Genomic DNA, 26,113 nt, shown 5'->3' with positions numbered 1-26,113 from the left:
ATCAAGACCAATCGGGTGGGAGGAATTCTTGAAGGTTGGGAAGCGGACGGTCATCATTCAATCGTCGCACGCCGGTGCGCGAAATTCCAGAGCGCCGGCTGTGGATTACTATTCCATTTCGACCGGTTCCAGCTTCGCGTGAATCAGGAAAAACCGACGTTCGCGGTTATCGCTGGCGAATTGCACCGTGGCAGTCCGTTTTGGGCCTTCGCCCCCCAGCGCGATGATCGTTCCCAGGCCATGTTCGGGATGCAATACGTTCATTCCGTGCTTGAAGACATTCGGCGGAAAACGGGGGCCAGTATCGGCCTGTCGCGTTAGCAGGTCGGCTCCACTCATCAGGGAAAAACGCTTGTCGAGTTGCGGTTTCTTGCGCGCCTCGCTCGGTTCGATTTGAGAAAACTCTTCGGGCTCAAACGAAATATCCTGCTCGGTAGCTGCTGCGTGCTCGATAGGACCTTCGTCCAAATGGTCATCGTCCGCCGGCAGCTGGGAGTCAAAATCGATGAGCCGGCGTGGCCCGGTTTTCGGTTCTTGCAGCCGCATCTCGTCGCGAGGCAATTCTTGCAAGAAGTGACTGGGAATGGTCGGCGCGTTAATGCCGCGGAACATCCGGTACTGTGCATAACTGAGTTGCAGTTCCTGCCTCGCCCGTGTCAGGCCGACGAATAGCAGGCGGCGTTCTTCTTCCAGCTTTTCTTCGTCGTGGCGGCTTCGTTCGTGCGGCAACAAACCTTGTTCGCAGGCCACGATATAAACGACTGGAAACTCCAGCCCCTTCGCCGCATGCATCGTCATTAGCGAAACACGATCGGTGTCGGAACTCCAGGCATCGGTATCGCTGACCAGTGAGGTCTCTTCGAGAAAATGTTCGAGCTTGCCACCTTGGGGATTATGCATGTCGAATTGCCGGGCCGCAGTCAGCAATTCTTCCAGGTTGGCCAGCCGTTCCTGATCTTCTTCGCTCTCGGAGTTCTGCAGCACTTCGCGATAGCCCGATTCGCTCAGCACCATGCCGACGATTTGCTCAACCTCAGCAGTGAGCGATTCGCTCAACTTGTCGATCAGGGCGACGAACTTTGCCACGGCGACGGCCGATTTTTTCGGCAGGCCTTCAATCAGCCCCGCTTGCCGCGCCGCATCGAGCATCGATAGCCCGCGATGAGACGCGTACTCCTGCAGTTTGGTGATTGTACTTTTGCCAATGCCGCGGGTGGGTGTATTGATGACGCGGCGCAGCGCGACGTTGTCGCGTTGGTTGTTCAGCAGGTGCAGGTAGGCCATGACGTCCTTGATTTCCATTCGCTGATAGAACTCAAGTCCGTTGACGATCTGATAGGGGAGCACTTGCTCGCGCAGGGCATGTTCGAACTGCCGCGAGAGCGCATTCGTCCGGAAGAAGATCGCGAAATCCCGCGGCCGATATTTTCCCTGGCGCACTGCGGTCGCAATCTGACTTGCAATTTGTTCGGCTTCATCCGTGTGCGTCGGATAACAGACCAATCGCACGGCCTCCCCTTCGGGGTTTTCGGTCCAGAGCCGCTTTTTCTTCCGCCGCTTGTTGTGTGCGATCAGCACATCGGCCACGCGCAGGATCGATTGCGTACTCCGATAGTTCTGCTCGAGCCGCACCACTTTGACGTTCGGAAAGTCCTTCTCAAACTCGAGGATATTCCGCACATTCGCCCCGCGCCAGCCATAAATCGACTGATCGGGATCGCCGGTCACACTCAAGTTGGGATAGTCGATCGACAGGGCGCGGATGATCGCGTACTGCGCAAGATTCGTATCCTGATACTCGTCGACCAGAATGTATTTGTATTTGGCGTCTTGCTGTTTCCGCACATCGGGGTTCTCGCGCAGCAGGACTGCCACGTGCTGCAGGAGGTCGTCGAAGTCGACGGCGTTCGCCCGCAACAGCGCCCGCTGATAGGCCGGATAAGCGCGTTCGACGAGACTTCCCAACGTACTGCCATAGAGGGCGGTTTCGCGATATTTGTCGGGCGTGACCAGGTTGTTCTTGGCTGCACTAATTGCGTGGGCGATGGAATCGGGCGACGCGTGGGTCGATTCGAGTCGTTCTTCGGCCAGCACGAGTTTGAGCAGTTTCCGGCTGTCATCCATGTCGTAGATCGAGAAGTTCTCGCTAAGTCCCACAAGCGGGGCATGAATCCGCAGCGTGCGGACACAAAAGCGGTGAAAAGTCCCCATCCATACCGGCTGACCTGGAGCCAGCGCTGCCAATCGCTGCCGCATTTCGTCGGCTGCTTTATTGGTGAAGGTAAGTGCCAGGATATTGCGGGCCTGAATTCCCTGCCGAACCAAGTTGGCGACGCGGTGCGTCACGACACGGGTTTTACCGCTTCCCGGTCCCGCGAGCGTGAGCATGGGGCCATCGATGTGCGCGACTGCCGTTCGCTGAGCTTCCGTCAGCGAGGCAAACAGGTCCGTGAGAGGCAGATTGTTTTGTCCATCCATGGTTTTATCGTAGCAAATTCACCGTCACCGCCGAGTGCCTCGGATCAAGTGCGTGGAGCAGCCGCTTTTTGCAAGCGATCCCAGATGGCAGCGTCCCGATTTTCGGCATCGCGTTCGTGAACGACGATCAGTGTTGGGTAGCCAGCATCGTCGGCAGCACGGAGGGCGATGTATAGTCGCTGCGCTCGGGTAACTGGATCCGCCGGCAATTTGAACCAGTGAGCCCGGTTGAGGTTGGCAGGGCGGACATACGCTTCGTCGCAGACGACAGCTACTCGCTCTTTCGCTGCCTCAGCAGCACGGATGGTGGCCGGTAATGCTAGCGGTTCGACCACGATCACTTTTGCCCGCGGCGCGTAATGGCTTTGCAACCGACCGGATGTTCGCGTTTCGTTCGCTGCGGCATCACCGAGCGGCTGATTCAGCACAGCCGCGATTTGCTCGGCGGTGATTGCACCAGGCCGAAGCAATACCGGTTCAGGACCAGTCAGATCGACAATGGTCGATTCCAGCCCCACTTCCGACGCTCCCCCGTCGAGGATCAACTCGACCGAATCGCCCAATTCTTGTCGTACGTGAGCGGCCAGGGTGGGACTAAGGCGACCGAATCGGTTGGCTGAAGGGGCTGCGATACCGCCCCCGAACAGTTTCAGCAATTCATGGGCAACCGGATGGCTGGGAACACGTAGGCCAACGGTATTTTGTCCACCAGTCACGACATCGAGAACTCGCGGACTCCTGGATAAGATGAGCGTCAGCGGTCCCGGCCAGAATGCGGCTGCCAATTGCCAAGCCGTCGCGGGGATGTCGACTGCCCAATCTTCAATCTGCTGGGCATGGGCCAGATGGACAATAACTGGGTGATCGGCTGGGCGCCCTTTGGCGGTGAAAATCAGTCGAACGGCCGCATCATTTTCAGCATTCGCTCCCAAGCCGTAAACAGTCTCAGTCGGAAACGCAACGAGCTTACCGGCCCGGAGGAAGGCAGCAGCTTGCTCAATCTGAGGGCGCAAAGAATCGGCAATTGTGGTAGCGGGCGAAGGTAATTCCACGAGGTCTTGTCAACTCCAAGTAACGATGGCTGTTAGGTTTCGCACGATTCGTGTTGTCCCGAGGTGGCGAGTGCGATAGAATTCGCGCAAGCGACCTTCTTTTTTATCTGGTTTACCTGACCCGCTTTATCTCACAAGTCGCCAAACGAGTTCGGTGAGTCAAGAACGGGTCTGAGGCGAGGATTTTCGAATGCGACCGCTTTCCGCAAATGCGATGTCTGCGACTGTAGCATCAGGATGGATACATCGAACCGGCCTGACGGGCCTGTTGAGTGCTGCCCTGGTTAGTTTGACGATGTTCAGTTCCGCAGCCTGCGGCGCTGATGCCGTTCTGAACGCTCCCCGGCCTGCAGACCGTCAGGTTACCAGAGCTGTGATGAGCCTCGTAGGGCGGAAGCACCTTTCGAAGCACGACCTCGATGACGAGATTTCCCAACGCGGGCTGGAGCAATTCCTGAAAAAGCTCGACGGAATGAAGTTGTATTTTTACCAGTCCGACATCGATGAATTCAACAAGCGTAGGAACGAACTGGACGATATGCTCCGTTCGAACGACGTCTCCTTTGCCTACACTGTTTACAACACACTGCTGAAGCGAATCGACGAAAAGGTCGCCCTGGTCAACGAATTGTTGACAGAAGATTTCGATTTTTCGGTCGACGAAACACTGGTAACCGATCCAGCCAAACTGACTTATGCCAAAACGCCCGCCGAAGCGAAGGATCGCTGGCGCAAGCGGCTGAAGTACGACCTGCTCGTACTCAAGGGAGACACTTCGCTGAAGGGAGAAGATCCCAAGGCGCGGCTGAAGCGCCGATACGCCAGTTTCGCCCGCCGCATGCACCAGATCGATAGCGAAGACTTGCTGGAAATGTATCTGACCAGCATCACCACGTCTTACGATCCGCACACGACCTTCATGTCGAAAAACACGCTCGACAATTTCCGCATTCAGATGGGTCTGAATCTCGACGGCATCGGTGCACAACTCCAAGAAATTGACGGTGCCACGGTACTCAACAAGCTGATTCCCGGTGGTGCTGCGGAAAAGTCCGGCCTGCTGAAGGTAGAGGACAAGATCGTCAGTGTAGGACAAGGCGAAACGGGTGAAATGGTCGATGTTGTCGACATGCGCCTGAATGACGTTGTCGACAAGATTCGCGGCAAAGCGGGCACGGTCGTTCGTCTCGGCGTTGTTCCTTCGGGCGGCGGCGAGATGAAGATCGTAAAAATCGTCCGGGCCAAGATTGAACTGAAAGACAGCGAAGCCCGCGGCGTGATCTTTGAAGAAGGAAAGAAACAAGACGGTTCGCCGTTCAAGGTGGGCGTCATTGATCTCCCCAGCTTCTACATGGACATGGAAGGTGCTCGGGCCAACCCGAACGACTTCAAGAGTTCCACCCGTGACGTCAAGAAACTGCTCGACGATTTCACTGCCAAGGGTGTCGATGTGGTGATGCTAGACCTCCGTCGCAATGGCGGCGGCAGCTTGACCGAAGCGATCAACCTGACGGGTCTGTTCATCGACGTTGGTCCAGTGGTCCAAGTGAAAGATCCGAACGGTCGCGTCCAACAATACGACGATCAGGAACCAGGTATGTCGTGGAAGGGCCCACTGGTGGTCCTCACGAGCAAGTTTAGCGCGAGTGCCAGTGAGATTCTCGCCGGCGCCATTCAAGATTATCACCGCGGTCTGATCATTGGCGATAGCACAACTCACGGTAAGGGAACCGTGCAAAGCCTGCTTGACCTCGGCGAAGAGATGTTTCCGGTTGGCAATCCTCCGAATATGGGTGCTCTCAAGCTCACCATGCAGCAGTTTTATCGCCCCAATGGCGAAAGCACACAGCGCCGCGGCGTGCTCGCCGATGTGATGCTTCCATCGATCACCGATCACATGGACGTCAGCGAAGGTGACCTCGATCATGCGATGGCTTTTGACAAGATCCCCACTTCGAAGTTCGGTAGCTACGACCAGGTAACCCCGGCCCTGATCAACCGGCTGAAAGAAGCCTCGGCCGCCCGCCGCGAGAATTCGGAAGATTTTAAGAAGCTGTTGCGAAACATCGACAAGTACGTCGATCAGAAGACCAAAAAGGAAATTCCGCTGAATGAAGCCAAGTTCCTGGCCCGACGGGCGGAACTCGATTCGGAGAAGGAAGAGGAAAAAACGTTCGAACAACAGGCCAACAGCAGTGACCAGGTTGTCGACAAAGACTTTTACTTCAACGAGTGCATTGGTATTACTCTCGATTACCTGCGGTCCCTCGGCAAGGACAAGGTTGCTGCCCGTCAGTAGGCTTGGCTTTGAGCAACTTGCCAAAAGTTCTGATCTGGCCCCGGTTTGATCCTTGAATCACGCCGGGGCCTTTTTCGTGCTTATTCGAATAACTTAGCGCGTTCCCCGGCCTTTCAACAAGGCAACTGAATGTTCCTGTAGCTTGGGATTTATGGAGAATGAGCCGGCATAGCGAAACTATAGGCTAGGTTGCGGGCAAAACACGATCACAACCCAGACTGTTGCCGGTGAACGCCTTGGCCAAAATCGCTGGGGGTCCTAAAATCGCTAGTTGAGGCTGCGGCAATGCAGCAGGCGATTCCACAGGCGGCGGATACGGAAGCAAGTGCACTCATGACCGACAAAAACTCTCCCCAAGGTTCTTTATCCGCGCCAACGCGCCGCGAAACAACCTTTAAGCGTGTGGCGATTCTTTTTGCCGGCGGTCCCGCACCAGCTGCGAATGCAGTGATCTCGACCGCAGCTAACTCGTTTATGCGAGCGGGAATCGAAGTTTACGGCATTATGTACGGTTATTCGGGACTTGTTGAATACACTCCTGAGAAGCCTCTTGAAGCCGACAAGCACTACAAACTGCTGACACCCCAAATGCTCAAGCGGAGTAGGAATTCGCAGGGCATCCTGATTGGCACCGCACGGGCCAATCCCGGCAAACTGATTTCAGCTCCCGCGCATCTTGAGGATCCGCAGTTGAGCGCTCCGCTCCGCCGTGTTTACGACGGGCTCTGTTCATTAGGTGTTGACGCGCTGATTTCAATTGGTGGCGACGACACGCTGAAAACGGCGAACAAATTCAAAATGTATCAGGATCGCCTGCCGGCCAGTGCCAAGCGAATTCCCGTGGTGCATTTGCCTAAGACCATCGACAATGACTACATGGGAATCGACTTCACGTTTGGTTACTTCACGGCTGTCGAAACGCTGGCATCAGAAATTCGCAACCTGCTCGCCGATGCAGAAGCATCGAAGTCGTACTTCCTTACGGAGACGATGGGGCGCAGCGCTGGCTGGTTGTCCTACGGTGCGGCGATCGCCGGCGAAGCGAGCCTGGTGATCAGCGTCGAGGACATCATCGGCAGCTATCGATTGAAGGAGACTGTCGTCAATCAAAAAACGGGCGAGTCCGAAGCTCGCGAGATCATGGATGTCGATCGCGTGGTGGCGCGAATCGTGAAGACGATGATCGCCCGAGAAGAAGAGAACAAGCAGTTTGGCGTGATTGTGATGGCCGAAGGATTGGCGGAATTGCTGCCCCAAAAGTACTTGGAAGGCATTCCACGCGATGAGCACAATCATATCTCGATATCGCATGTCAACCTGGGTCGAATGTTTTCGAAGCTTGTTACCGAAGCGTTTAAAAAGCAAACCGGCCGGAGTCGCAAAGTCACCGGTTTGCAACTCGGTTACGAGTCTCGCTGTGCCCGTCCGCATGCCTTCGATGTGATGCTCGGCAGCCAACTGGGTGTCGGTGCCTATCGGGCACTTGTCGAAGAGAAGAAGAACGGAGTGATGGTCTCGGTAATCGGCCAACTCCAACTGCACTACGTCCCGTTCGAAAAACTGATCGATCCCGAATCTCTCGTCACTGTTGTCCGGTACATTGAAACCAGCAGCGACTTCCATCGCCTGGCGAGATTCTTGGAAACGTACGTCGATGAATAGTTGGGAGTGGAGAATTCGGACTTCAGAATGCGGAGTGTGAGGCCGGAAATGCAAGGCTAGTCTTTGCGTTTCCTGACAGTGACGATCGAGGCGACGATCATTCGCAAGATTTCGTCGCCCTCGTGAATGAGATCGTCGACTCGCTTTTGAGTCATGATTTTGCTCTCTACGAGCAACTCAATCCAGTACAGGCTTTCGTCGAGTTCCTCTTCAACAATGCCCAGTTTCGCGCAAAACTCAGCTCGGCTTCTTGCGCGACGAGCACTGCGGTAATTAGCACCAACCGACGTTCCGGATCGCAGTAATTGATTCCCAGTCACGCGACTCGTTGCACTGCTAGGCAAGCTCTGCACTAGGTAGATTACCCGCAATGCAAACTGCTTGGTCCGATCAACGAGCTTACTTTCCCCCGTATCCACCGTCCATCACTCCGCCTTCTTGCCTTTCACTCCGCATTCCGAACTCCCAATTCCCAATTCCGCACTACCCCAGAAGCGAACCTTTCGTACTGGGGATTCCGGGCTGCCGCGGATCTGCCTCGACGGCCATGCGCAAGGCGCGGGCGGCAGACTTGAAGATGGCTTCGCTGATGTGGTGGGTATTGCGGCCGTAGTGAATCAGCACGTGCAGATTGCAAAGTGCGTTGGCTGCGACAGCCTGCCAGAAGTCCTCGACTAGCTCACTATCGAAGTCGCCGATCTTCGGACTGGGCATCGGAGCTTGAAAGACGAGGAAATATCGGCCCGACAGATCGATCGCGGTCGTGCAGAGCGTTTCTTCCATCGGCAGGGTGAAGTGCCCGTAGCGGCGAATGCCCTTCTTGTCGCCAAGGGCGGTCTTGATTGCCTGGCCTAGGCAAATGCCCACGTCCTCGACGGTGTGGTGAGCGTCGACATGCAGGTCCCCTTTGGCTTCAACGGTCAGATCGAGCGAACCGTGCCGGGCCAGCAATTCGAGCATGTGATCGAAAAAACCGACACCGGTGTTCAGTTTCACCTGGCCGGTGCCGTCGAGGTTGAGTTCGAGGTGGATCTTCGTTTCGCGGGTTTCGCGATCGAGGGACGCAGTGCGAGCCATGGCAATCCTTACAGGAGCGAGCCGATCAAGGCGAGGAGAACGTCGGTTTGTTCGTCGGTGCCGACGCTGATCCGCAGGCCGTCGCGCCAGCCTGCATAATTCATGTATCGAATCAGCACCTTCTGGGCTTTGAGTTGTTCGTACAAAGGCCGGGCCTCATGCTTCTGATGGTTGCACCACACGAAGTTGGCTTGCGACGGAATGACCGTAAAACCGAGTTGTTCCAATCCGGCCACGAGCTTCGCGCGGGTCGCAATGATCTTGCGGCGATTATCGGCCTGCCACGCTTCGTCGTGAATTGCCGCTGTCGCAGCGCCGATCGCAAAGGCGTCGCAATTGTAAGAATCCTTCACCTTGATCAATTGCTCGACCATCTGAGGTTGGGCGAGCAAGAAGCCGAAGCGCAGCCCCGCCAGGCCATAGGCCTTGCTGAGCGTACGCGAGACCATGATCTTTTCGTTTTGCTGCACAAGATCGATGCAGTTAAACTCCGCAAAGTCGGCATAGGCTTCGTCGACAATCAGCGGGCAGGGCAAGCGTTCGGCCAGTTCGAGAATCGCCTCGCGCGAGATCATGGTTCCCGTCGGGCTGTTGGGATTTGGCAGAAATACTAACTTCAGGGCGGCTGCCGGGTCGCCAAATGAAGCGGGTAGTGACCAGTCGGCGTTGAACTTCACTTCTTGCGACTGCGCGCCCTGAATCTGAGCCAGCGACTTGTACAAGATGTAGCTGGGGTACGGCAGCCGCAGCAATTCACCTTGTCCGACGAAGGCTCGCGTACAAATCGTGAGAATGTCGTCGCTGCCGTTGCCGCACAGCACCCAATCTTTGCTCGGCAACTTGTACAGTTCCGCAGCCCGCGTTCGAAACGCGTTGGCCATCGGGTCGGGATAGCGTTGCAGTCCTTTATCGAGAACTTCCTCAATCGCGCGGCGGATTCCCGGCGGCGGTGGATAGGGGTTCTCGTTTGTGTTGAGCTTGATGAACTTCCCCGCCTGCGGCTGTTCGCCGGGCGTGTAGCCATCCATTGCGAGAATTTCAGGGCGGAAAAAAGACATGGGTATCGCAGGTTGAGGGGTTGGATTGCAGTTTTGAAAAGCGAATCAGCGGGTGCGCATCGCCACGCTCTGTTCGTGAGCCGTTAGCCCTTCGACTTGGGCTAGGTATTCGATATCGGCAGAGAGATCTTTCAAAGCGGACTGGTCGTACTGAATGACGCTGCTGCTGCGAAGGAAGTGATTCGCTGACAGGCCGGAAGCCCAGCGGGCAGTGCCGCCAGTGGGAAGCACATGCGACGGGCCCGCGGCATAATCGCCAAGGGCGACGGGGCTGTAGTTACCCAGGAACGTCGCGCCAGAATTGCGAATTTTTTTCAGCAGTTCGGCCGCATTGTCGGTGGCGATGTGCAAGTGCTCGGGGGCAATCATATCGGTCAGTCGGCAGGCTTCCTCGGCATCGCGCACCAGAATCAAGCAGCCGAAGTCACGCAGAGAATCAAGCGCCAGCTGGCAGCGGGTTAGTTGCTGCACTTGCTTTTGCAATTCCGCAGCGGTCGCTTCGAGCAGTCGTTCGCTCCATGTGATGAGTATGCTGGCACCAGGGGCGTGCTCAGCCTGAGCGAGTAGGTCGGCGGCAGTGAAATCAGCGCGGGTGGTGTCATCGGCCAAGACTACGACTTCACTAGGTCCGGCGATAGAGTCGATGTCAACTTCGCCATAGACGTGCCGCTTAGCAAGCGCAACGAATAAATTGCCCGGCCCGACAATCTTATCGACCTTTGGCAGCCCCGCGACGCCATAAGCAAGAGCGGCGATGCCTTGGGCACCACCAATGCGGTAGACCTCGCGAATGCCGATTTCGTGACAGGTAGCCAAGACGACTGGATTGTTCGCTCCAAAAGCCGTCGGTGGAGAAACGACAGCTACTTCTTTCACTCCGGCCGCCTGGGCAGGAACAGCCGCCATCAGCACGGTTGATGGGTACGCTGCAGCTCCGCCAGGAACACAAACGCCGACGCGGTTGAGCGGCACGTAGCGCTGGGCGAGCAGCACGCCGGGGCGCTGAAGTTCTTTGTCCTGGTGCAGAATTGCCTGCTGAAACCCAAGAATGTTCGCCCGCACTCGGCGGACTGCAGCAAGCAGGCGAGGGTCGGCAGCCGAGTGTGCAGCCGCCAATTCGGCGGCCGAGACGCGAATTGTTTCTGCCGTCAGTTCCGCCCTATCTAATTTTCGGCTGTATTCCAGGACCGCTGGCAAGCCTTGCTGCTTCACGTCGGAACAAATCCGCTCGACAACTTGTACCGGCGTTAAAGGCTCGCCGAACACTTCCAGCGTGCGACGTTTGCCAGCTTCGCTCACCACATTACCGCTGGGGCTCAGCTTGGCCCGAAGCACATCGAGCGCGGCAGTTACGTTCTCACTGCGGGCATCGATGCGTTGAATTTGCAAGGGGGTCGTCATCGGAGAATGATAGAAAGGCGGCGAGTGCGGCGGTCGCAAGGGAAGACACAGAATCCTCCATTGTGTTCACGAGGGCGGGCTTGCGAAAGGGCGTAATCGGTCAGCCTCGCCCCCTGCTGCGATTCACCCGCCGTGCCCTACAATACAACTTCATCTTCTGCGGCCCCATCTCTGCGGCGCGATACCGCGATTTGTGGTCCATTTCTCACGAGATTGCCGATGAACGCCCGCTTTCCGGAAACGATGCCTGCGCTTCGCAAATTGTATGACAAGCCCGGTTTGTGGCTGCAGGAGGACACACCCCTGCCGCGAATCGGGCCACGCGAAGTGCTGATTGCCGTGACCCACGCCGGCATCTGCGGAACCGACAGGCATATTTACGAATGGGATGCCTGGAGCAAGAGTCGCGTAGCGGTGGGCATTACCACCGGGCACGAGTTCGTCGGCCATGTGGTGGAGCTTGGCTCTGCCGTGACTCGGGCTCAGATCGGCCAGCGCGTCAGTGCTGAAGGACACATCGGCTGCGGAGTTTGCCAGCCTTGTCGTACGGGAAACGGCCACATTTGTGAGCGGGTCGATATTCTCGGCATTGATTGCAACGGCTGCTTTGCGACCTATGTCGCGGTGCCGGAAGAAAATGTGTGGCCCGTTCATCCCAAGATTCCCAACCACATCGCCGCGGTCTTCGATCCGCTGGGCAACGCCGTTCACACCGTGATGGCCGCCGGCGTGAGTGGTCGCAGCGTGCTGATCACCGGCGTCGGCATCATTGGCCTGATGGCGGTGACTGTGGCTCGCGCAGCGGGCGCGGGATTAATCCTCGTAACGGACCGCGATAAACGCCGCCTCGCCATCGCCAAGAAGATCGGTGCTGATCACGTCTTTGAAGCGGGTGATGACACCTGGCCCGCGCAGGCGCGGCAACTGACCCACGACCAAGGGCCCGAAGTGCTGCTCGAAATGAGCGGGCACCCGAAAGCCATTCGTCAGGGTTTCACTGCGCTACGCAACGGCGGCACCGCGGCCCTGCTCGGTCTGCCCGCAGAACCGGTCGCGCTCGACTTGCCGAACGACATCATTTTTAAAGGCGCGACCGTGCTCGGCATCAATGGCCGGCGAATGTTCGAAACCTGGTATCAAATGGAAAACCTGCTCCTCAGCGGGCGGTTGGAACTCGACGACATCGTCACTCACACGCTGCCGATGCGCGAGTTCGAGAAGGGCTTTCAATTGATGCAGTCAGGCGAGGGGATCAAGGTAGTCCTCGAAATGCCTGAGACCGACGTTGGTGCCGCGAGTGGAACTTTGGAAACGGTGGCCGCAAGTTAGTCACTGGAGTTGATCGCATGCCTCTCCCGCTCTCACGTCGCTCAATCTTGCGGTGCGCCGCTGCGGGGGCAATTGCACTAGCCGCACCGGCCGTTCATGGTCAGAAAGTAAAGCAGCGAATCAAGATTGCCCAGATCGGCACCGGTCATGCCCACGCCAGCAAGCTGGGCGTGTACCGCGCGTCGGACGAGTATGAAGTCGTCGGCATTTGCGAGCCCGATGAACAGGAACGGGGCCGCGCCGAAAAGTCGGTCGTCTATAAAGACCTTCCCTGGATGACCACCGAGCAGTTACTGAATATCCCCGATCTGCAGGCAGTTTTAGTTGAGACCAAAGTGCGCGACTCGCTCAACGCGGCTGCTCTGGCTATCGCGGCTGGCAAGCATGTTCATCTCGATAAGCCCGCTGGAGAGTCGCTGCCGTATTATCGACAGATTCTGAAACAGGCCGAAGAAAAGAAGCTGCTGGTCCAGATGGGCTACATGTTTCGCTACAACCCAGCTGTCGTGTTGATGAGGAAGTTCATCGCTGCAGGCTGGCTGGGCGAACTCTTCGAAGTTCACACTGTGATGAGCAAAGTCGTTGGTGGCAGCGAGCGGGATAATCTCGCCCAGTATCCGGGCGGGATCATGTTCGAACTCGGCTGCCATGTTATCGATTTGGTCGTGAGCACGTTGGGCAAGCCCACAACTGTGCGATCGGTCGCCCGGCACGTTGCGAAGCGCGAGGATCAACTGCTCGACAACATGTTGGCCGTTTTCGAGTACCAGAGCGCCATCGCATCGGTTAAGTCGTCGGCAGTGGAAGTCGATGGTGGTTCGCGCCGCCACTTTACCGTTTGCGGTACAAGTGGCTCGTTCCATATTCAGCCGCTCGATGCACCGAATGTTCGCTACACACTTGAACGCGACCAGGGTGAATACAAGAAGGGAACGCACGAGATCAAGATCGGCGGCTACCCTCGCTACTATGGCGATGCTGCCGATATGGCCGCCATCATCCGCGGCGAAAAGTCCAGCGACTATTCGTACGCGCACGATTTGGCCGTGCAAGAAGCCGTTTTACTCGCCAGCGGCGTTCGTACTTCCTAGGGGCGCAGTCGAACCATACCCGCCAGTCTCGGCGATTTTCTCATCGCGCACAAACCAACCGAGCAACAGAGGCAGAACCACTAAGTTCCCTAGCAGTCCGCCAAGCATGGCCAAGCTGACGAGTGCGCCAAAATAGACCGTGGGGACGAACTCGCTGGTACACAAAACACTAAAGCCGATGATTAACGCGAGAGTTGAAAAGAGCATCGCCCTCCCCACACTGCTTTGCACTTCGGCTAGCGCATCCGCGACGGATAAGCCTCGTTGCCGGGCCCGCAGAAACGCGTCGAGATAGTGAATCGAACTGTCGACGGAGAGGCCCATCGAAACGGCCGCGATCATCGCTGCCCCCATGTTAATTCGCAGCCCAAGCCAACCGAGCAGGCCCATCACCAGAAATATCGGCAGAGCATTGGGAACCAGGCCGATCAGCATGAGCTTGATGCTGCGGAACAAAACGAGCAGCATTGCCGCGATGGCCCCGGACGCAAGGGCGAACGTTGTCCATTGGTCGCGGAGCATGCTTTCGATCAGACTGGTTAGCAATACAAAGAAGCCGGTGACTTCGGCCCTTTCAGTACTTCGCTGATTCGCGTTTGGCGGAAACTCTTCCAACGTGACTCGGCGAACCTCTTCAATCAACGCACGTTTTTGTTGGGCAGGCTGTCGCTCGTGCGCACGCAGCATGATGCGCATGCGTCCGGGCAAGTTCTTGTCCTCTGGTTGGTAGCGAAGAGCAGCTGCGAAGACAGGTAGATTTGCGCTCAACATCTCGGCGCGCGATTCAGGTGCCAGAATCGCCAGCAGCTGCGAGTCCTTGGCAGCATCCATCACATCGACGAGGCTGAGAACCTTCGTCAGGCCCGGCTCGGCCGGCGCGCCGTGAGTTCCCGGCACTTCAATCGCGCGCAGCCGTTCTTCCAGTTTGCGTACGCGAGCCAGGTAAGGCTCATCGAGTTCTGGTGGAGCGGGAATGATGACATCCCATACACCCGCGCCACCCAGACGCGTCTCAACGAACTCGTACCACATCACTACGCGACTGCCGGAGCGGAAATTGCGAGTGAAGTCCGTTTCAACATCAAGTCTTACCGCGCCGAGCGCGATCACCAGCCCCACAACGGAGATTACGATTGCAGCGCTAATTTGTCGCCGTCGCAACTCACGCAACATGCCGGTCAGCATGTGATGTAGCCAGGAATCGAGCCGCGATTGGTGCGGAGGTGCTGCGTCTTTAATTGACCAGGATGGGAATTGAACAAGTGCGATGGCGGGTACGAGAAGTGCAACCGCAGGAATGACGAGGATCGAGCCGATGACCATCATGGTGCCGAAGTCTTGCACGGGGCCGACGCTGGCCCACCAAAGCGAACCGAAGCCACCGACGTCGGTAGCGATGGCACCGACGATCGGAATTGCCAGCAGGATCATTGCCTGGCGAAAGGCCGTGTAGCGATCAAGCCCGCTGGTTTCGAGTTCGCGACAACGGACGATCAAGTGGACCACTGTGGCCACGCCAACGACCGTGACAATTGCCGAAAGCATCGAGCTGACCATCGTCAGTTGCAGTTGCGACCAGACCAGAATCGCTTGCGTAACGAGAAGGGACCATTGCACCACGGCAATCGGAGCGACTAGCCAACGGAGGCTGAAAAAGCAGATGATGATCGTCACGCCGAGCATCATCGTAGACCATTGGCCGAGACGCTTGCCGTCTTGCTCCAGCAGTTGAAATCCCTCGACGACCATGACCGGCTCGCCGGCGAGTACTCCGCCGGTCAGTCCGGCGGGCAGGTTCTCGACAATTGCTCGCAACGAGGCAATCGTCTGGTCGCGGCGCCGAGCATCGAGCACTTCACCAGGTGGAGCGGGCTCCAGCATGCAAGCCAGTGCAGCGGTTTGCTGGTCGGGGCCGTGCGTATATCCCTCGAATAGCGTCAGATAGTTCTTCGCTAGTTTGCTGTCCGGATTCAGCAGTGCCGGGCCGCTCCACTTAGGTTTTTTGCTGCCAAAGTTGAAGATCCCGCCCAAGTTTTGGGCTGCCGTGAGCTTCTCCAGCAGGGCATTCACTTCCGCCAGGCTAAGGACATCCTTCACGCCGTCGACGGCCTTTAGTCTGTTGCTGACTTCACCCAATCTTTTGAGGCCTTGGCCATCCGGGTTTAAGAGATCGGGATCGGGATAGACGGCGAGCACAACTTCGTTGCCGCCGAACTGCGCCTTCAGCCGTTCGTATGGTGCCAGGACTGGATCGTCGGCAGCGAACATTCGTTCGACACTACGGTCGAACTTCATTTGCTTCGAAGTGGGATAGGCGATTGCCGCCAGGACGATGCCTAAAAGGAGCCAGGCCCACCGACCGCGAAGCAATACGTCGACAACGAAACTGACAGCACTTTGACCGGCATGAGGAGACATGCCCTCTTTTTATCGAGCAACTGCCTAAGGTGCCATTGGGGCGGGTGCCGGAACTGCGGTCTTCGCGTCCTGCGACGTTGCCTTACTCGCGGGCATCGGCTTGTCGTCAGCCGCTTCGACGCTTGGCTTGGCCGCTGGCTTTGCATTCGCCTTGGCCAGTTGCTGTTTGGTAGCTCGCCGGGCATTCTTAACAAGTTTCGGCACGACTCTCTTCAGCTCGTCGACAGGGATGGCATAGCTGGTGACGCGACCCGCACGAGCAATGTTCAACCCAACGACTTTGCCCTCGAGGTCGAGGACCGGACTGCCGCACGCTTCGGGAATGATCGCCGTATCGTGGGCAAAAACCGCCGGGAAGCCGCCGCGCCGTTCGCTCAAGCTGCCCGAGTATTCTTCATCTTCATCGACAAACAAAACCAGCTTCATTTTGATTTGCAACTCTTGATCGGCCCGTTTCACCTTCACGCCAATTTCCTGCCCGGGCTTCGTTTTCTCCATCTGCTTGAAGAGTGCCTCGGCGTCGGCAATCTGCTTGCCTTCGAACTCGACCAGGCAGTCGTTCACGCGGATTCCCGCGCGGGCTGCGGGACCGCCGAAAATGACTCGCTTGATCTGCACACCACCCTTTTCGGCATCGCCCACCTCAACTTTCATTGCGCCGCGCGCCGCAGGTGCGCCAGGAATCTTGCAGACTGCGTTACTCATTACCCCCAGCGACAGGGGCGACGAATCCACATCGGGCGTTACCAACCAATCGCCCGTCTGGGGCGAGCGATCGGCCCAGGCGATCGGCTTGAGCGGTGGCGGCTCTTCCATTTGCAAGAGCGCTAGATCGTGCACTTCATCGCGAGACACGATCTTGGCAGCAAACGGTTCATCATCAATCAGGCAGATCAGTTCCCCCTTGAGCACGCTCAGCTTGGTGAGAATCAGTCCTCGGCGATTCACTGCCACGCCCATCGCGACAGGGACTTCGTCGGCCAGCACATCGACAATCGTCCTCTTCAGCGGCGTCGTGATGGTTCCCACGCCTGAGAGCGTTTCGGCACTGTCTTTGGCCAGACCATACCAGTCGGGAGTCTCGGTAAACCAGCTGGCAATGGTGTCGTAAAAAATCAAGATCGACTCAGGCACAAATTCGAGCAGGAAAAAATCGCTTTCGTCGTCCAGATAGAGCGGATCGCCCGATTCTTTACTCGCCTTGAAGTCGTCCCATTTCTGACGATACACTTCGACCGGCACATGCTGGTTCTCCAGCACGCCGTAACCAATGTTCGAATGAATGCCGATGACTTCGCCTTGCAAATTGTAGAGCGGACCACCCGAATCGCCCGGATAAACGGTGGCGTCGGTTTGAATCCCCTTGGTTGGATCTTTGCCGTCGCCAACAACCAGCACTCGGCCCAGTCGCAGCGGTGGTTTGCGATCGGTAAAGATGCCGCCGGGATGTCCCGTCCCCAGGCACCAATCGCCGGGCTTGGGCTTGTCTTTAGCCATTTCGACGAACGGCCACTTCCCTTCGCCCATGATCTTGGCCATGCCGGCATCCCAGTCGTGATCCATGCCCAGCGACTTCGCCTTCACTTTGCGACCATCGCTTAGTTCAATCTCAAAGATATCGCCCGGCACGGCAATCACGTGAGCAGCAGTCAGAATGTAACCATCTTCGCTGACGATCACGCCGCTGCCCGAAGAGTCTTCCAAGTGAATGCCGATCGTAGCGGCCAGCATCTTGTCGAGATGCTTGTGCGTCTGCTCTTGAGCCTTCTTTAAGTCCGCCAGCGATTGGCCAGAAGCAGCCGGCAAATTCAAACTGGCCAGCGCGACCGCGCAGCAGATGATTAGCGAGCGATAAAAGGTGGTCATGCAGAGCGACTCCAAATGCGATTTATGCCTGCATGCTTGGGAGAGAAGCAAGCACCCACCTGCCAATCCGTTGCAGGTCCACGAAGACGCTATTTTGATCTCTCACTGCATTCTTGCCAAGAACAATGTTGGGCTAGCGCTTCTTTCCCACAAATACGTAATACGGCATACGCATCAGCGGGATGTATGGAACCTTGGCCTTCTCTTCGTCGAACCGCTGGGGTTCGAAGTGGCGATGCAAGAAAGGGACGTGATCGGACGACGGATAAACGTTGTCCATGGCGAACCACGTGGGCCAGAAGGTCCGTGTCAGCCAGCTGTGCCGCTTCAAGCCATCGCGCGGGTATTTTCGCGAAACGTAGAAATCGACGACCCCCAACGTGCCCCCTGGTTTGAGCATCGCAATCGCGTTTTCGATGGCGGCAAACCAATCGGGAATCATCGTCAGCGAGTAGGAGAACGTCACCACATCGGCCGGGCCATCGGCAGGTTGAAAAGTGGTCGCATCGGCTTCGACCGTTTCGACATTCGTCCACCCGCGACTGGTGATTCGCTTCTGTGCGACCGCTAGCAACGAGGGAGAAAGGTCCAGCACATAGGCCTTCCGCAGCTTCGGCAACTTGTCGGCGATGTATTCAAGGTTTGCGCCGGTGCCGCCACCCATATCGACCCACAAGCCGTTCTCGGGAATGGGCACTGCCGAGTACATCTCCTGCCGGCCTTTGAGCAGTCGCTTACGAAAGTCGTCGTAAGCTTCGGCCTGGCCCGAGTAAAAACTCTCGAGCCTTGCAGCGTGGTCTTTCCCTCGCACTGGCTTGAGTGCCAGGTGATAGAGGATTTTCAGATCAGACCACCAACCCATGGATTGATTCCGCTAACGAGGCAAGCTCAAGGTGCAACACTAAATCAGGCCGCAAGGTCCGCAATATAAAAACTGCCATAAGTATGCACGCGGTCCTTCTCGTGCAACTCGGCCGCCAGGTCCGGATGAAACTTCAGGAACTCCGTGAGCATCCGCTGTTTTCCATCGACCGTCACGCTGACCTTTTCGATGAAGTCCGTCCGCAAGCCGCCACTGCGCCAGATGATTCGCGTCTTGCCGGGGTCAGCGCGTTCGAGAATCGATTGCCACTCCAGTTCCAGCAGCGGAAAGAACTTGTCGCTCAGCCAGTCCATGTGATCGAGCAACACGAACCGCGAAATGGTTCCCTTGTGCTGTTCCAAGAATGCCTGCACCGAATCGGTGTGCGTCGTCACGCGGTCAACGAGTCCACCTTTGAGCTTTTGAAAGTTATCCGGCTTGAGATACTCGGGGCAACATTCGGGCGTATAGCTGCCCGTCATATAGACGCGCCAGAAGTAGTTGTCTTGCAGCGGCAAATCGCGAAAAACAGCTTCCACGCTGTCTTGCACGAACTTCAGAATGCCACCCTCATATTGCTTCTCCACTTGCCGGCGCTGAGCCTTCGGCACACCGACCATCGACAGCGTCGTGTCGCGATTCATGGCGAACTTCATTGGCCGCGACCAGAACTTGGCCTTCAGCTGTTTGTCGTAAATCTCACGTTGCTCTTCAATCGACTTGGCGTTGAGTGCGGCATCGATGAGCGGGCGAACGCGAATCACGCGGTCGGTATAAATCTTGATCATCCGGGCGAACTGCCCGCTGGTGCCGCGAAAATAAAAGCTGCGGTTCTTATCGCCGAAGAACTTGATCCAGCGATCCCAATAATTCTGCGACCACTGCGGCAGTTCTTTCCGCAATTTGTCCTGATACAGCTTGCGGGCATTCGGGTGATAGCCCTGGCCGAACAGCTTAAAAAAGTCTTCGTATTCCAGTGCGCGAATGCCGGCCTTCTTCAGATCGAGCAGGGCGTTTTGCCGCGGATTCATATCGACGGCATGCACGTGATTCGGGCCCTTGATGGCGTAATCGAGGGCGTTGCAACCAGCCGACGTAATGACCAGCACGTTGTCTTGCGGCCCCAGATTCAAGGCCACGTGATCCAACCGGGGATCTTCCCAGCAGGTGTTGTACACCAGGTTGTTACCGTGGACGAATTTGAAAACCCGCCCGCTAACCCAATCCAAGAACGACATTCGTTCATCCCCGCCCAAGAACGGCTGACACCTCGCCGCAATCCGCTCCCCAAAAGGACGGCCCGCAGCGACTGCTTCCTTGAAATCTACAAACCGCCCATTGTACCGCCTCCCCCATCGGTCACAAGGCAACGAACCGACCCGCTCCCCCCGCCGCTTCCTCGCGGAAATTTCCATAATCGGCGAATTTCCTTTTCTCGTTAAGGGAGTTTCCCTCGCCGCAAATCATCTCCGTCGCCTGCTCTGGTCCTGCTTCGACGCGGCTGGCCAGACCTGTTCAAATTCACGTTTACGGTTGCTTGAACAGGGGAAAAATTTCCGTTAATTCAGATGTTGTCGATTTGAAAATCTCGCCTAACCCGTTGGCCGTTCATGGCTTGTGCAATTTGTGTTAAGGAAATGTCCAGAATCTATTTCCGGAATGTTTCCACTTTGAACAGGTACTATCGTCGACTTAAATCCGAGTTGCGCCGCAGTTGCTCGCCACTTTCCGCTCGCAAGCAAGGGCGAATCGCTTTCCCTTGGGACTTTCCTCTCCGCCCTATCAGTTTCCATAATTCACCATCTCCTTTCACTTTGCGAAGTTGCTATCTCCCTGCACCGCCCACAAGCTAGGTCACATCCGCCGGATGTGATCCTGGTCGGTAGTTGGGGGCAGCATTGGATCATCCGTCCGTCAACTCCCACTTCGGTGTCTCACCGCTCCAAGTACCGGCCAGCGGCCAGAACCTACAGTGACAAAACGCCGCAATCATTAGACCCCGAACCGTTGACTAGGTTGGTCTTGCCATTTTGGCAAAATGTTCCGGCAAAAATGTCTCACGGTGACCAGTAGTCCAACTAGCTTTAAATGTCATCTGGTTAACTCACTCGCTTGCGAGGGTGAACTGCAAAATAAGCGAACTACCAGTTCAAACGGCCGCAAGCGGCCCGGTTAACCAAGTCTGGCAATCGGACATCCATCGATCGTTCAGCTACTGGCATTTGCGAACATTCCACTCCCCTGCTCCAATGCTCACCGGCACCGACCGCAATTGCGAACCCGTCATGGCGAACATCATTCCCGATCTGAAGTTGCAAGATGCCTCGCAGAACACCGTTTTCTGTGTGCGGACTTGCCGGCACGGTCCAATGGTCTTTTTGCCACGCGACGAAGTGATTGGCCGAGCGCTCGAAGTCTACGGTGAGTTCGCGGAAAGCGAAAATCGCCTGATGGCGGAGCTGGTGCGGCCGGGAGATGTCGTGATTGATGTTGGGGCCAATGTGGGCACAGTTGCGTTGGCCTTGGCCGCCAAAGTCGGGGCGCAAGGCAAGCTCATCCTGTTCGAGCCCCAGCCTTTGGTGGCCCAAGCGTTGTGCGCCACCCTCACATTCAACGGCATTACCTTCGCCCAGGTCCGCCGCGAAGCGGTGGGTAAGTCGGCCGGCGAAGTGCTCATTCCGATTCCAGGACCAGACCAGGCGGGAAATTTTGGAGCTGTGCGCGTGACCTCTTCGGGCCCCGGCGAACGGACCCCGCTCGTGACGCTCGATTCACTGGCCCTCGCGCGCTGCCGATTGATCAAGATCGATGTGGAGGGAATGGACTTCGACGTGTTGCTCGGTGCCACCGACCTGATCGAACGCACTCGCCCTCATATTTACATGGAAGCCAAAGAAGGTCCGGCAACCGCACAGGCCATTGGTTGGCTGCAGGCCAGGTCGTACGACTGTTATTGGCACTTCGCGGCGTTTTTCTCTCCGGACAACTTCCGGGGCGTTAAAGAAAACCTCTTTCCCGGCACGGGTGATATCAACCTGCTGGCCATCCCACGCGAAACGGGCATTCAATCGCGCTTGCCTCGAATCCTCTCGCCGCAGGCTCGCTGGCGCGACGATTATCAGGCATTTCTCGCCCTAGGATCAGGCTAGTTGATTATTCCCTCAAGAAACTTTATTGCCGGGTGCAAACCAATCATTTCTACTTCTCGTCTTATCCCTGACCTGTGGGCTCGGCTGGACTTTTCGCGTGGTCCAGGCTTCCCAGCCCGTGAGCCATTTGCTTCCCGCGCCTGCACCCAACGACCGGCAAGTTGCCGCTCCCCTTATTTCACCTGTCTACCCTTTGCAGAGGCCCCCATGATTTCGCAACAGACTCTGGCGCTCGTTGGCGGTTTGCTCCTCACGCTCGCAGCTGTGCCGGCCTGGGCCCAAACAGCATTGCCCGGCGGCTTCGAGATTACCCTGCTCCCCGGCTATGCCTACGAACCGAAACAAGGCTTCGATAGCGTTGTCGGCGTGATCGAGAAGAAAGGTGGGCTGAAGATCAACTTCGAAATGGGGAACGTCCCGCCTCCTGGTGCTCCTGTTTTCGGCGGCAGCCTGGTCAATCAGGCCCTGCGCGTGCGCGAGAACGATCGTCAGTGGCTCAAAGAGACTACCATCGGCGGCCGCCAAATCTTCGTCGCCCACGGCAAGAACGACCACCTCGTCGTCACCTCGACCACGGCCAAAGAAGGCATCAACTTTCACACCGAAGCCAAAACCCCCGCCGACATCGCCGAGGTCCTGCTCATGACCCTCAGCTTTCGGGAAGGGAAGGGCAAATAGTACGTCGCGTTCTGATGGAATATTGCGTTCCAACCTATCCCTTTAATCTCAAGTCAGGAGAAACCAGCAAACACGCTATGCTAAGTTGCTGAATATTGTGTCCCCGGCGTGCTGTCGATTCCTCTATCAAGGAGTGACACTATTTGTCACTCCTGTCTGATATTAAATCAGATTTGCCAAAGACAACACTAGTATTTTGGTTCGGCGATCTGTTTTGTGTAGTATAATTTTTGGCAATAATTTGACTTATAGAAGTTCTCGGATAAGATCAGCGAATCCGTGCGCCTGCACTGCTGCCTTTACAGGGAAGCATTATGGTTTCGCTGAGTGAAGTTTATGGTTTCGCTGAGTGAAGTTTTGCCTGCTATTGCAAGCTCATTTGCTACTGAATCGCCAGGTCCGTTTAATTCACTTCACGATGCCCTGGCACTAATGGAACGCAAGTTGGCTGTTCCTTTTAGTGAACTCGACGAGCCCGGCCGAGTTATCGCCCGCCGTGAGCTTTGTGAAGCCGCGACAGCTGCCGTCACTTCGTCACAACGTGGTACTCTTGATCACCTCGTGCCACGACCGGGACGTAGTCGCCTTGCCGAGTTACGTGGAATCATTCAGGCAGAGGTTGCGAATATCCAGGAAACAATCTGCGATGCCAGTAAAAACGTCACCGCCATTCATTGGGTTGAATCTCGCAAGCATTTACGCAGTGCGATAAGCGCGCTGCGTGATGTCGAAGTGCTAGTTTTGACGCGCCAGCAACGTCGGCAGCGCGTGGTGGCAGTTCTCATTGCATTGCCGATTCTTCTGTCGGCAATTGCTGGGTTGTTTCTTGCCTTGCAGGACGGGTTTGAGCTGACGTCCGCAGATATGCATTTTCCCTACTCGGTCAGTTCCTCAGGACAGCAGTCGCCGTTCTATTTGACAATCAGCGAATCCGAACGTCAGAAAACAGCGCGTGAATTCTCCGAGTTTTATTTCAACAATACGGGGACGTATCGTGAGAAGTTTATAGTGGAGCCAGCTAAGCCACTGGACCCTGAGGTGTCGGCCGTAGTACCGCCCACGCTGTTTCGCGGTGCATCGGAAATCTCGTTTCAATCGCCGATTATCCCGCCGAGCTTAACTGTGGACGGACCTTCGTCTTTTGAGTATCGGCTGAAGTTGGACATTCGAAATCGGCGGCGTATTGGCACCAAGTTTGTGTCGGACGTATCGGTAAGGGTGCGCCTCCTACAAGAGAGGACGTTTCCTTGGTCAGCTTTGGACGACACGCCGTTCCTTGAGTCATCGACTCTTCATTACAGTTACGGGCAGGTGGTCGGGTCCGAATTGGATGCGGATCCGACGGCAGAATGGAGCTTCGCGTCGTTTGCGATTGGGAATTCTGGGTTGGGCCCCGCATTGGATGTAAACGCTATTATTCGACTTTCGTCCGGTGTGGTTTTGGCAACAGGATATGCCTCGATTCTTCATCGTGATTCCTTGCAGATCGACTTGCCTCGGCCTGGACGAGATATTTCACCTTGGCCCGTGAAGTTGGACCCAATTCGAGCTGAGTTAAGGAAGCGAGAGTTCTCTCATGCGTATCAGGAAGAGCCATGGAGTGTCTCCACAAAAAGTGGTTCCCCGGTTCTTCAGTATCCGATGTATGTCGAATTGTTGCAACAGCCATTGACGCCAGATGAGTCCATCTACTTTCAACATGAGGGGGTGTGGTATCAAATCATTGATACGATTGCCGACCTGCGAAATACAACGCAAGTTTACTTCGGAGACGAAGTGCTCTTGAATGCGACTTACGAGTCGCTCTCTGGGCAGAAGTACGAATTGCGACACTTCGAGCCAATGCCGTTTGGTTGGTGCTACTACCAACGGACGGGAAGACTTCACGAGTTTGATCCACGCAAGACGCGTCCCGCTCCGTCAAAGTTATCGGTGGCAGCTCCAGCTCCAACTGGACTTGCCCTGCTTGAGAAGTTTGCCTCGCAGTTTTCGCCTCCCCTGTATGAACCGAAGGGAGTGGACCACGTTACACTCCAGGACGAAATAGATCTCGGGGGCATTCGCGAGGGAGAGTGGAACGGGCGGGTGATGATGGTTGACAGGTTTCTTAACCCACTGGGTACCGTAAGCGCCTATTTGAAACTGAAGGTGCTTCAGTCTGGTCGGTGGGAGGCCGTTGTTAGTACGGACGGTATGGAGATTGATCGAGTTTGCTTTGACACTCTCGTGCCCGATGCGTTGCATTTTCCTTCGGATGAAGAAGCTCGCATGCGGGAGGTTGAACGACTGAGGCAACATTTTCGCGCCGCCAAGATTCGCTAAGTGAGGACGCATTGTGGCTCCATACGTGTTCGTTTTTGGTACGATCATCGGCACGCTCCTGGTTACACCTATCGCGTTCGTTCTGCTGTTTAGGCAGGACTTGGCGTTTGGCAGTCCTAACGACGGCGTTGCTGCCAGGCCGCGAATTTTGCTTCAGGTAGGACTTTGGATGGCAGTGTTGTGCTTGGTTGCAGCCACTGCAAGTTTGTGCCTAGCAATTTCCCAGTATACGGAACTCCATGAGCAAATTGCGATGCCTTCGATTGTACGCGAAAACTTGGAATCCGCACTAACAACGGGCATCGTTACGCCTGCAGAGGCCGCACCGATCAACAATTGGTTGAATGAACGTGTTCGCGTGCAGCCTCGCCGCTTAGAGCGAATCGTTGTGGATTACGAGGTGATGCCCCCTACTGGTTTACTTGAAACAATTCGGGATGGTGGCACGTTGTCAGCAGAAGACCGCGGTCGAGTTCTCCGTTGGTTGACAATCACACAACGGGGAGAGTCCGGCGAAATTCATGAATCCGTTCTTAAAGCGGTTATTGGCGAGCCGATTGACCCCGCTGAGCGAACGGCGATTGGGCGCTGGATCATGTACGGACCGGGAATGCGTTCGCGTTACAATTTAGAACCCTGGCGCGAACGTGGTGCCTTCCCCGCGCCAGCTCCAGCCTATTCTCCATACCCAGGAGGCGGTGGTCCGGCCCCAGCTGCAGCTCCAGAAGCCGCACCTGCAGCTCCGGCTTAGCTTAGGCAAAGGCACTTGGCTTAACAGAGCTGTTGTTCCAGGTAACGGTCGAACCTATGGTGGTCGCCTCACGCATGCAAATGAATCTCGTTGCACCTGCAGTCGGGGTTGAGCCAGCGCCATTGTTGGCCTTGCAGGCGACAGCAGGGGATCTCTCCTTGCCAGAGAGTACCGTGAGAGAGGCGGATGACGCCGCTGTTGCTGCTGGTCAAAATTGAATCGGGATTGCCCGCGGTGATGAGGCCGACGGAGCAAAACACAATCTCGTGATCCCACGTCAAATCGGCCAACTGTTGGCCGGATGAGGCGAGCAACAAGGACCCTCGCAATGAGAAGCAAAGATCAGCTGCGAGCGGTTCGCTTCCTGATTCGTTCGACACGACGATCGCGATTGCTCGCTTCGAGCGGACGAACTGTTTGGTAAGACTCGTAGAGGGGAGACATTCGGCGGTGTTCAACATGGCAGGTTCCTCAACGTTTGGCGACGACACGGACTGATTGGGACTTGGTAACTTCTTGATCGCTGTCCTTATTCCAAGAACAAACAATGCCCGGCTGCGCACGGGCAGGGTGCGGTTCGTTTCGCCGGCAACTACCTAGCAAGGCGGATGCCCGCGGGC

The 26,113-nt window shown here is 56.4% G+C and carries 19 protein-coding genes; 8 read left to right on the top strand and 11 right to left on the bottom strand.

Going from position 1 to position 26,113, the window contains the following annotated elements; translation table 11 throughout:
- Window positions 1-108: 108 nt before the first annotated feature.
- Together ETAA8_RS26225 and ETAA8_RS26220 are read right to left on the bottom strand one after the other, a co-directional pair.
- Window positions 109-2,478: an ATP-dependent helicase gene (locus ETAA8_RS26225; RefSeq protein WP_145095658.1), complete on the bottom strand. Its 2,370-nt coding sequence runs from the start codon at window positions 2,476-2,478 to the stop codon at window positions 109-111.
- Window positions 2,479-2,522: 44 nt separating this feature from the next.
- Window positions 2,523-3,530: an L-threonylcarbamoyladenylate synthase gene (locus tag ETAA8_RS26220; protein ID WP_202921284.1), complete on the bottom strand. Its 1,008-nt coding sequence runs from the start codon at window positions 3,528-3,530 to the stop codon at window positions 2,523-2,525.
- A gap of 376 nt (window positions 3,531-3,906) precedes the next feature.
- On the opposite strand from ETAA8_RS26220, the gene ETAA8_RS26215 reads away from it, so the two are divergent.
- Both ETAA8_RS26215 and ETAA8_RS26210 read left to right on the top strand, forming a co-directional pair.
- Window positions 3,907-5,829, top strand: coding sequence for a carboxy terminal-processing peptidase (locus tag ETAA8_RS26215; protein ID WP_238397570.1), 1,923 nt, complete (start codon window positions 3,907-3,909; stop codon window positions 5,827-5,829).
- Between the two features lie 333 nt (window positions 5,830-6,162).
- Complete coding sequence (locus tag ETAA8_RS26210) at window positions 6,163-7,491, top strand: 6-phosphofructokinase (protein WP_145095652.1); 1,329 nt, start codon at window positions 6,163-6,165, stop codon at window positions 7,489-7,491.
- A 56-nt stretch (window positions 7,492-7,547) separates the two neighbouring features.
- Here the strand turns inward: ETAA8_RS26210 and ETAA8_RS26205 are convergent, their stop codons facing one another.
- The 4 genes from ETAA8_RS26205 to hisD form a co-directional block, all read right to left on the bottom strand.
- The gene (locus ETAA8_RS26205) at window positions 7,548-7,910 is read right to left on the bottom strand and encodes a four helix bundle protein (protein WP_145095649.1); all 363 of its coding nucleotides are present in this window, start codon (window positions 7,908-7,910) and stop codon (window positions 7,548-7,550) included.
- Window positions 7,911-7,974: 64 nt separating this feature from the next.
- Complete coding sequence (gene hisB / locus ETAA8_RS26200) at window positions 7,975-8,568, bottom strand: imidazoleglycerol-phosphate dehydratase HisB (RefSeq protein WP_145095646.1); 594 nt, start codon at window positions 8,566-8,568, stop codon at window positions 7,975-7,977.
- A gap of 8 nt (window positions 8,569-8,576) precedes the next feature.
- On the bottom strand, window positions 8,577-9,626 hold the full coding sequence (gene hisC, locus ETAA8_RS26195) for a histidinol-phosphate transaminase (protein ID WP_145095643.1): 1,050 nt from the start codon (window positions 9,624-9,626) through the stop codon (window positions 8,577-8,579).
- 45 nt (window positions 9,627-9,671) lie between these two features.
- Window positions 9,672-11,027: a histidinol dehydrogenase gene (hisD, locus tag ETAA8_RS26190; protein WP_145095640.1), complete on the bottom strand. Its 1,356-nt coding sequence runs from the start codon at window positions 11,025-11,027 to the stop codon at window positions 9,672-9,674.
- Between the two features lie 219 nt (window positions 11,028-11,246).
- Between hisD and tdh the strand changes: the two genes are divergently transcribed.
- Together tdh and ETAA8_RS26180 are read left to right on the top strand one after the other, a co-directional pair.
- A complete protein-coding gene (gene tdh, locus ETAA8_RS26185) occupies window positions 11,247-12,356 on the top strand; it encodes an L-threonine 3-dehydrogenase (RefSeq protein ID WP_145095637.1) in 1,110 nt (369 codons plus the stop codon).
- A 17-nt stretch (window positions 12,357-12,373) separates the two neighbouring features.
- Complete coding sequence (locus tag ETAA8_RS26180) at window positions 12,374-13,447, top strand: Gfo/Idh/MocA family protein (RefSeq protein ID WP_145095634.1); 1,074 nt, start codon at window positions 12,374-12,376, stop codon at window positions 13,445-13,447.
- Here the strand turns inward: ETAA8_RS26180 and ETAA8_RS26175 are convergent.
- The 4 genes from ETAA8_RS26175 to ETAA8_RS26160 form a co-directional block, all read right to left on the bottom strand.
- Window positions 13,418-15,865: an efflux RND transporter permease subunit gene (locus tag ETAA8_RS26175; RefSeq protein ID WP_145095632.1), complete on the bottom strand. Its 2,448-nt coding sequence runs from the start codon at window positions 15,863-15,865 to the stop codon at window positions 13,418-13,420. The genes ETAA8_RS26180 and ETAA8_RS26175 overlap by 30 nt on opposite strands.
- Before the next feature lie 24 nt (window positions 15,866-15,889).
- Window positions 15,890-17,731: a S1C family serine protease gene (locus tag ETAA8_RS26170; RefSeq protein ID WP_145095629.1), complete on the bottom strand. Its 1,842-nt coding sequence runs from the start codon at window positions 17,729-17,731 to the stop codon at window positions 15,890-15,892.
- A gap of 133 nt (window positions 17,732-17,864) precedes the next feature.
- Window positions 17,865-18,593 (bottom strand): class I SAM-dependent methyltransferase, encoded by a 729-nt coding sequence (locus ETAA8_RS26165; protein WP_145095626.1) that lies wholly within the window; start codon window positions 18,591-18,593, stop codon window positions 17,865-17,867.
- Between the two features lie 44 nt (window positions 18,594-18,637).
- A complete protein-coding gene (locus ETAA8_RS26160; protein ID WP_145095623.1) occupies window positions 18,638-19,831 on the bottom strand; it encodes a DUF3419 family protein in 1,194 nt (397 codons plus the stop codon).
- 1,047 nt (window positions 19,832-20,878) lie between these two features.
- On the opposite strand from ETAA8_RS26160, the gene ETAA8_RS26155 reads away from it, so the two are divergent.
- The 4 genes from ETAA8_RS26155 (at window position 20,879) to ETAA8_RS34950 (ending at window position 25,493) form a co-directional block, all read left to right on the top strand.
- On the top strand, window positions 20,879-21,742 hold the full coding sequence (locus ETAA8_RS26155) for an FkbM family methyltransferase (RefSeq protein ID WP_202921283.1): 864 nt from the start codon (window positions 20,879-20,881) through the stop codon (window positions 21,740-21,742).
- Window positions 21,743-21,949: 207 nt separating this feature from the next.
- Window positions 21,950-22,420, top strand: a complete 471-nt coding sequence (locus ETAA8_RS26150; protein WP_145095617.1) for a hypothetical protein — start codon at window positions 21,950-21,952, stop codon at window positions 22,418-22,420.
- A 327-nt stretch (window positions 22,421-22,747) separates the two neighbouring features.
- Entirely contained in the window at window positions 22,748-24,742 is a 1,995-nt protein-coding gene (locus ETAA8_RS26145) for a hypothetical protein (RefSeq protein WP_145095614.1), read from the top strand.
- A gap of 253 nt (window positions 24,743-24,995) precedes the next feature.
- The gene (locus tag ETAA8_RS34950) at window positions 24,996-25,493 is read left to right on the top strand and encodes a hypothetical protein (RefSeq protein WP_202921282.1); all 498 of its coding nucleotides are present in this window, start codon (window positions 24,996-24,998) and stop codon (window positions 25,491-25,493) included.
- Between the two features lie 68 nt (window positions 25,494-25,561).
- Here the strand turns inward: ETAA8_RS34950 and ETAA8_RS26135 are convergent, their stop codons facing one another.
- On the bottom strand, window positions 25,562-25,954 hold the full coding sequence (locus ETAA8_RS26135) for a hypothetical protein (protein ID WP_145095611.1): 393 nt from the start codon (window positions 25,952-25,954) through the stop codon (window positions 25,562-25,564).
- Between the last annotated feature and the right edge of the window lie 159 nt (window positions 25,955-26,113).

The organism is Anatilimnocola aggregata (assembly GCF_007747655.1).
GTDB classification, from domain to species: Bacteria; Planctomycetota; Planctomycetia; order Pirellulales; family Pirellulaceae; genus Anatilimnocola; species Anatilimnocola aggregata.
This window is presented reverse-complemented; position numbering and strand designations above follow the sequence as displayed.

Bases quoted from the DNA above. Each gene is read 5' to 3' on its own strand.
- ETAA8_RS26170 (WP_145095629.1), bottom strand. From the start codon at position 17,731: ATGACCACCTTTTATCGCTCGCTAATCATCTGCTGCGCGGTCGCGCTG.
- ETAA8_RS34950 (WP_202921282.1), top strand. From the start codon at position 24,996: ATGCCTTCGATTGTACGCGAAAACTTGGAATCCGCACTAACAACGGGC.
- hisD (WP_145095640.1), bottom strand. From the start codon at position 11,027: ATGACGACCCCCTTGCAAATTCAACGCATCGATGCCCGCAGTGAGAAC.
- ETAA8_RS26175 (WP_145095632.1), bottom strand. From the start codon at position 15,865: ATGTCTCCTCATGCCGGTCAAAGTGCTGTCAGTTTCGTTGTCGACGTA.
- ETAA8_RS26180 (WP_145095634.1), top strand. From the start codon at position 12,374: ATGCCTCTCCCGCTCTCACGTCGCTCAATCTTGCGGTGCGCCGCTGCG.
- ETAA8_RS26165 (WP_145095626.1), bottom strand. From the start codon at position 18,593: ATGGGTTGGTGGTCTGATCTGAAAATCCTCTATCACCTGGCACTCAAG.
- ETAA8_RS26215 (WP_238397570.1), top strand. From the start codon at position 3,907: ATGAGCCTCGTAGGGCGGAAGCACCTTTCGAAGCACGACCTCGATGAC.
- ETAA8_RS26135 (WP_145095611.1), bottom strand. From the start codon at position 25,954: ATGTTGAACACCGCCGAATGTCTCCCCTCTACGAGTCTTACCAAACAG.
- ETAA8_RS26155 (WP_202921283.1), top strand. From the start codon at position 20,879: ATGGCGAACATCATTCCCGATCTGAAGTTGCAAGATGCCTCGCAGAAC.
- ETAA8_RS26160 (WP_145095623.1), bottom strand. From the start codon at position 19,831: ATGTCGTTCTTGGATTGGGTTAGCGGGCGGGTTTTCAAATTCGTCCAC.
- hisB (WP_145095646.1), bottom strand. From the start codon at position 8,568: ATGGCTCGCACTGCGTCCCTCGATCGCGAAACCCGCGAAACGAAGATC.
- ETAA8_RS26150 (WP_145095617.1), top strand. From the start codon at position 21,950: ATGATTTCGCAACAGACTCTGGCGCTCGTTGGCGGTTTGCTCCTCACG.
- tdh (WP_145095637.1), top strand. From the start codon at position 11,247: ATGAACGCCCGCTTTCCGGAAACGATGCCTGCGCTTCGCAAATTGTAT.
- hisC (WP_145095643.1), bottom strand. From the start codon at position 9,626: ATGTCTTTTTTCCGCCCTGAAATTCTCGCAATGGATGGCTACACGCCC.
- ETAA8_RS26225 (WP_145095658.1), bottom strand. From the start codon at position 2,478: ATGGATGGACAAAACAATCTGCCTCTCACGGACCTGTTTGCCTCGCTG.
- ETAA8_RS26210 (WP_145095652.1), top strand. From the start codon at position 6,163: ATGACCGACAAAAACTCTCCCCAAGGTTCTTTATCCGCGCCAACGCGC.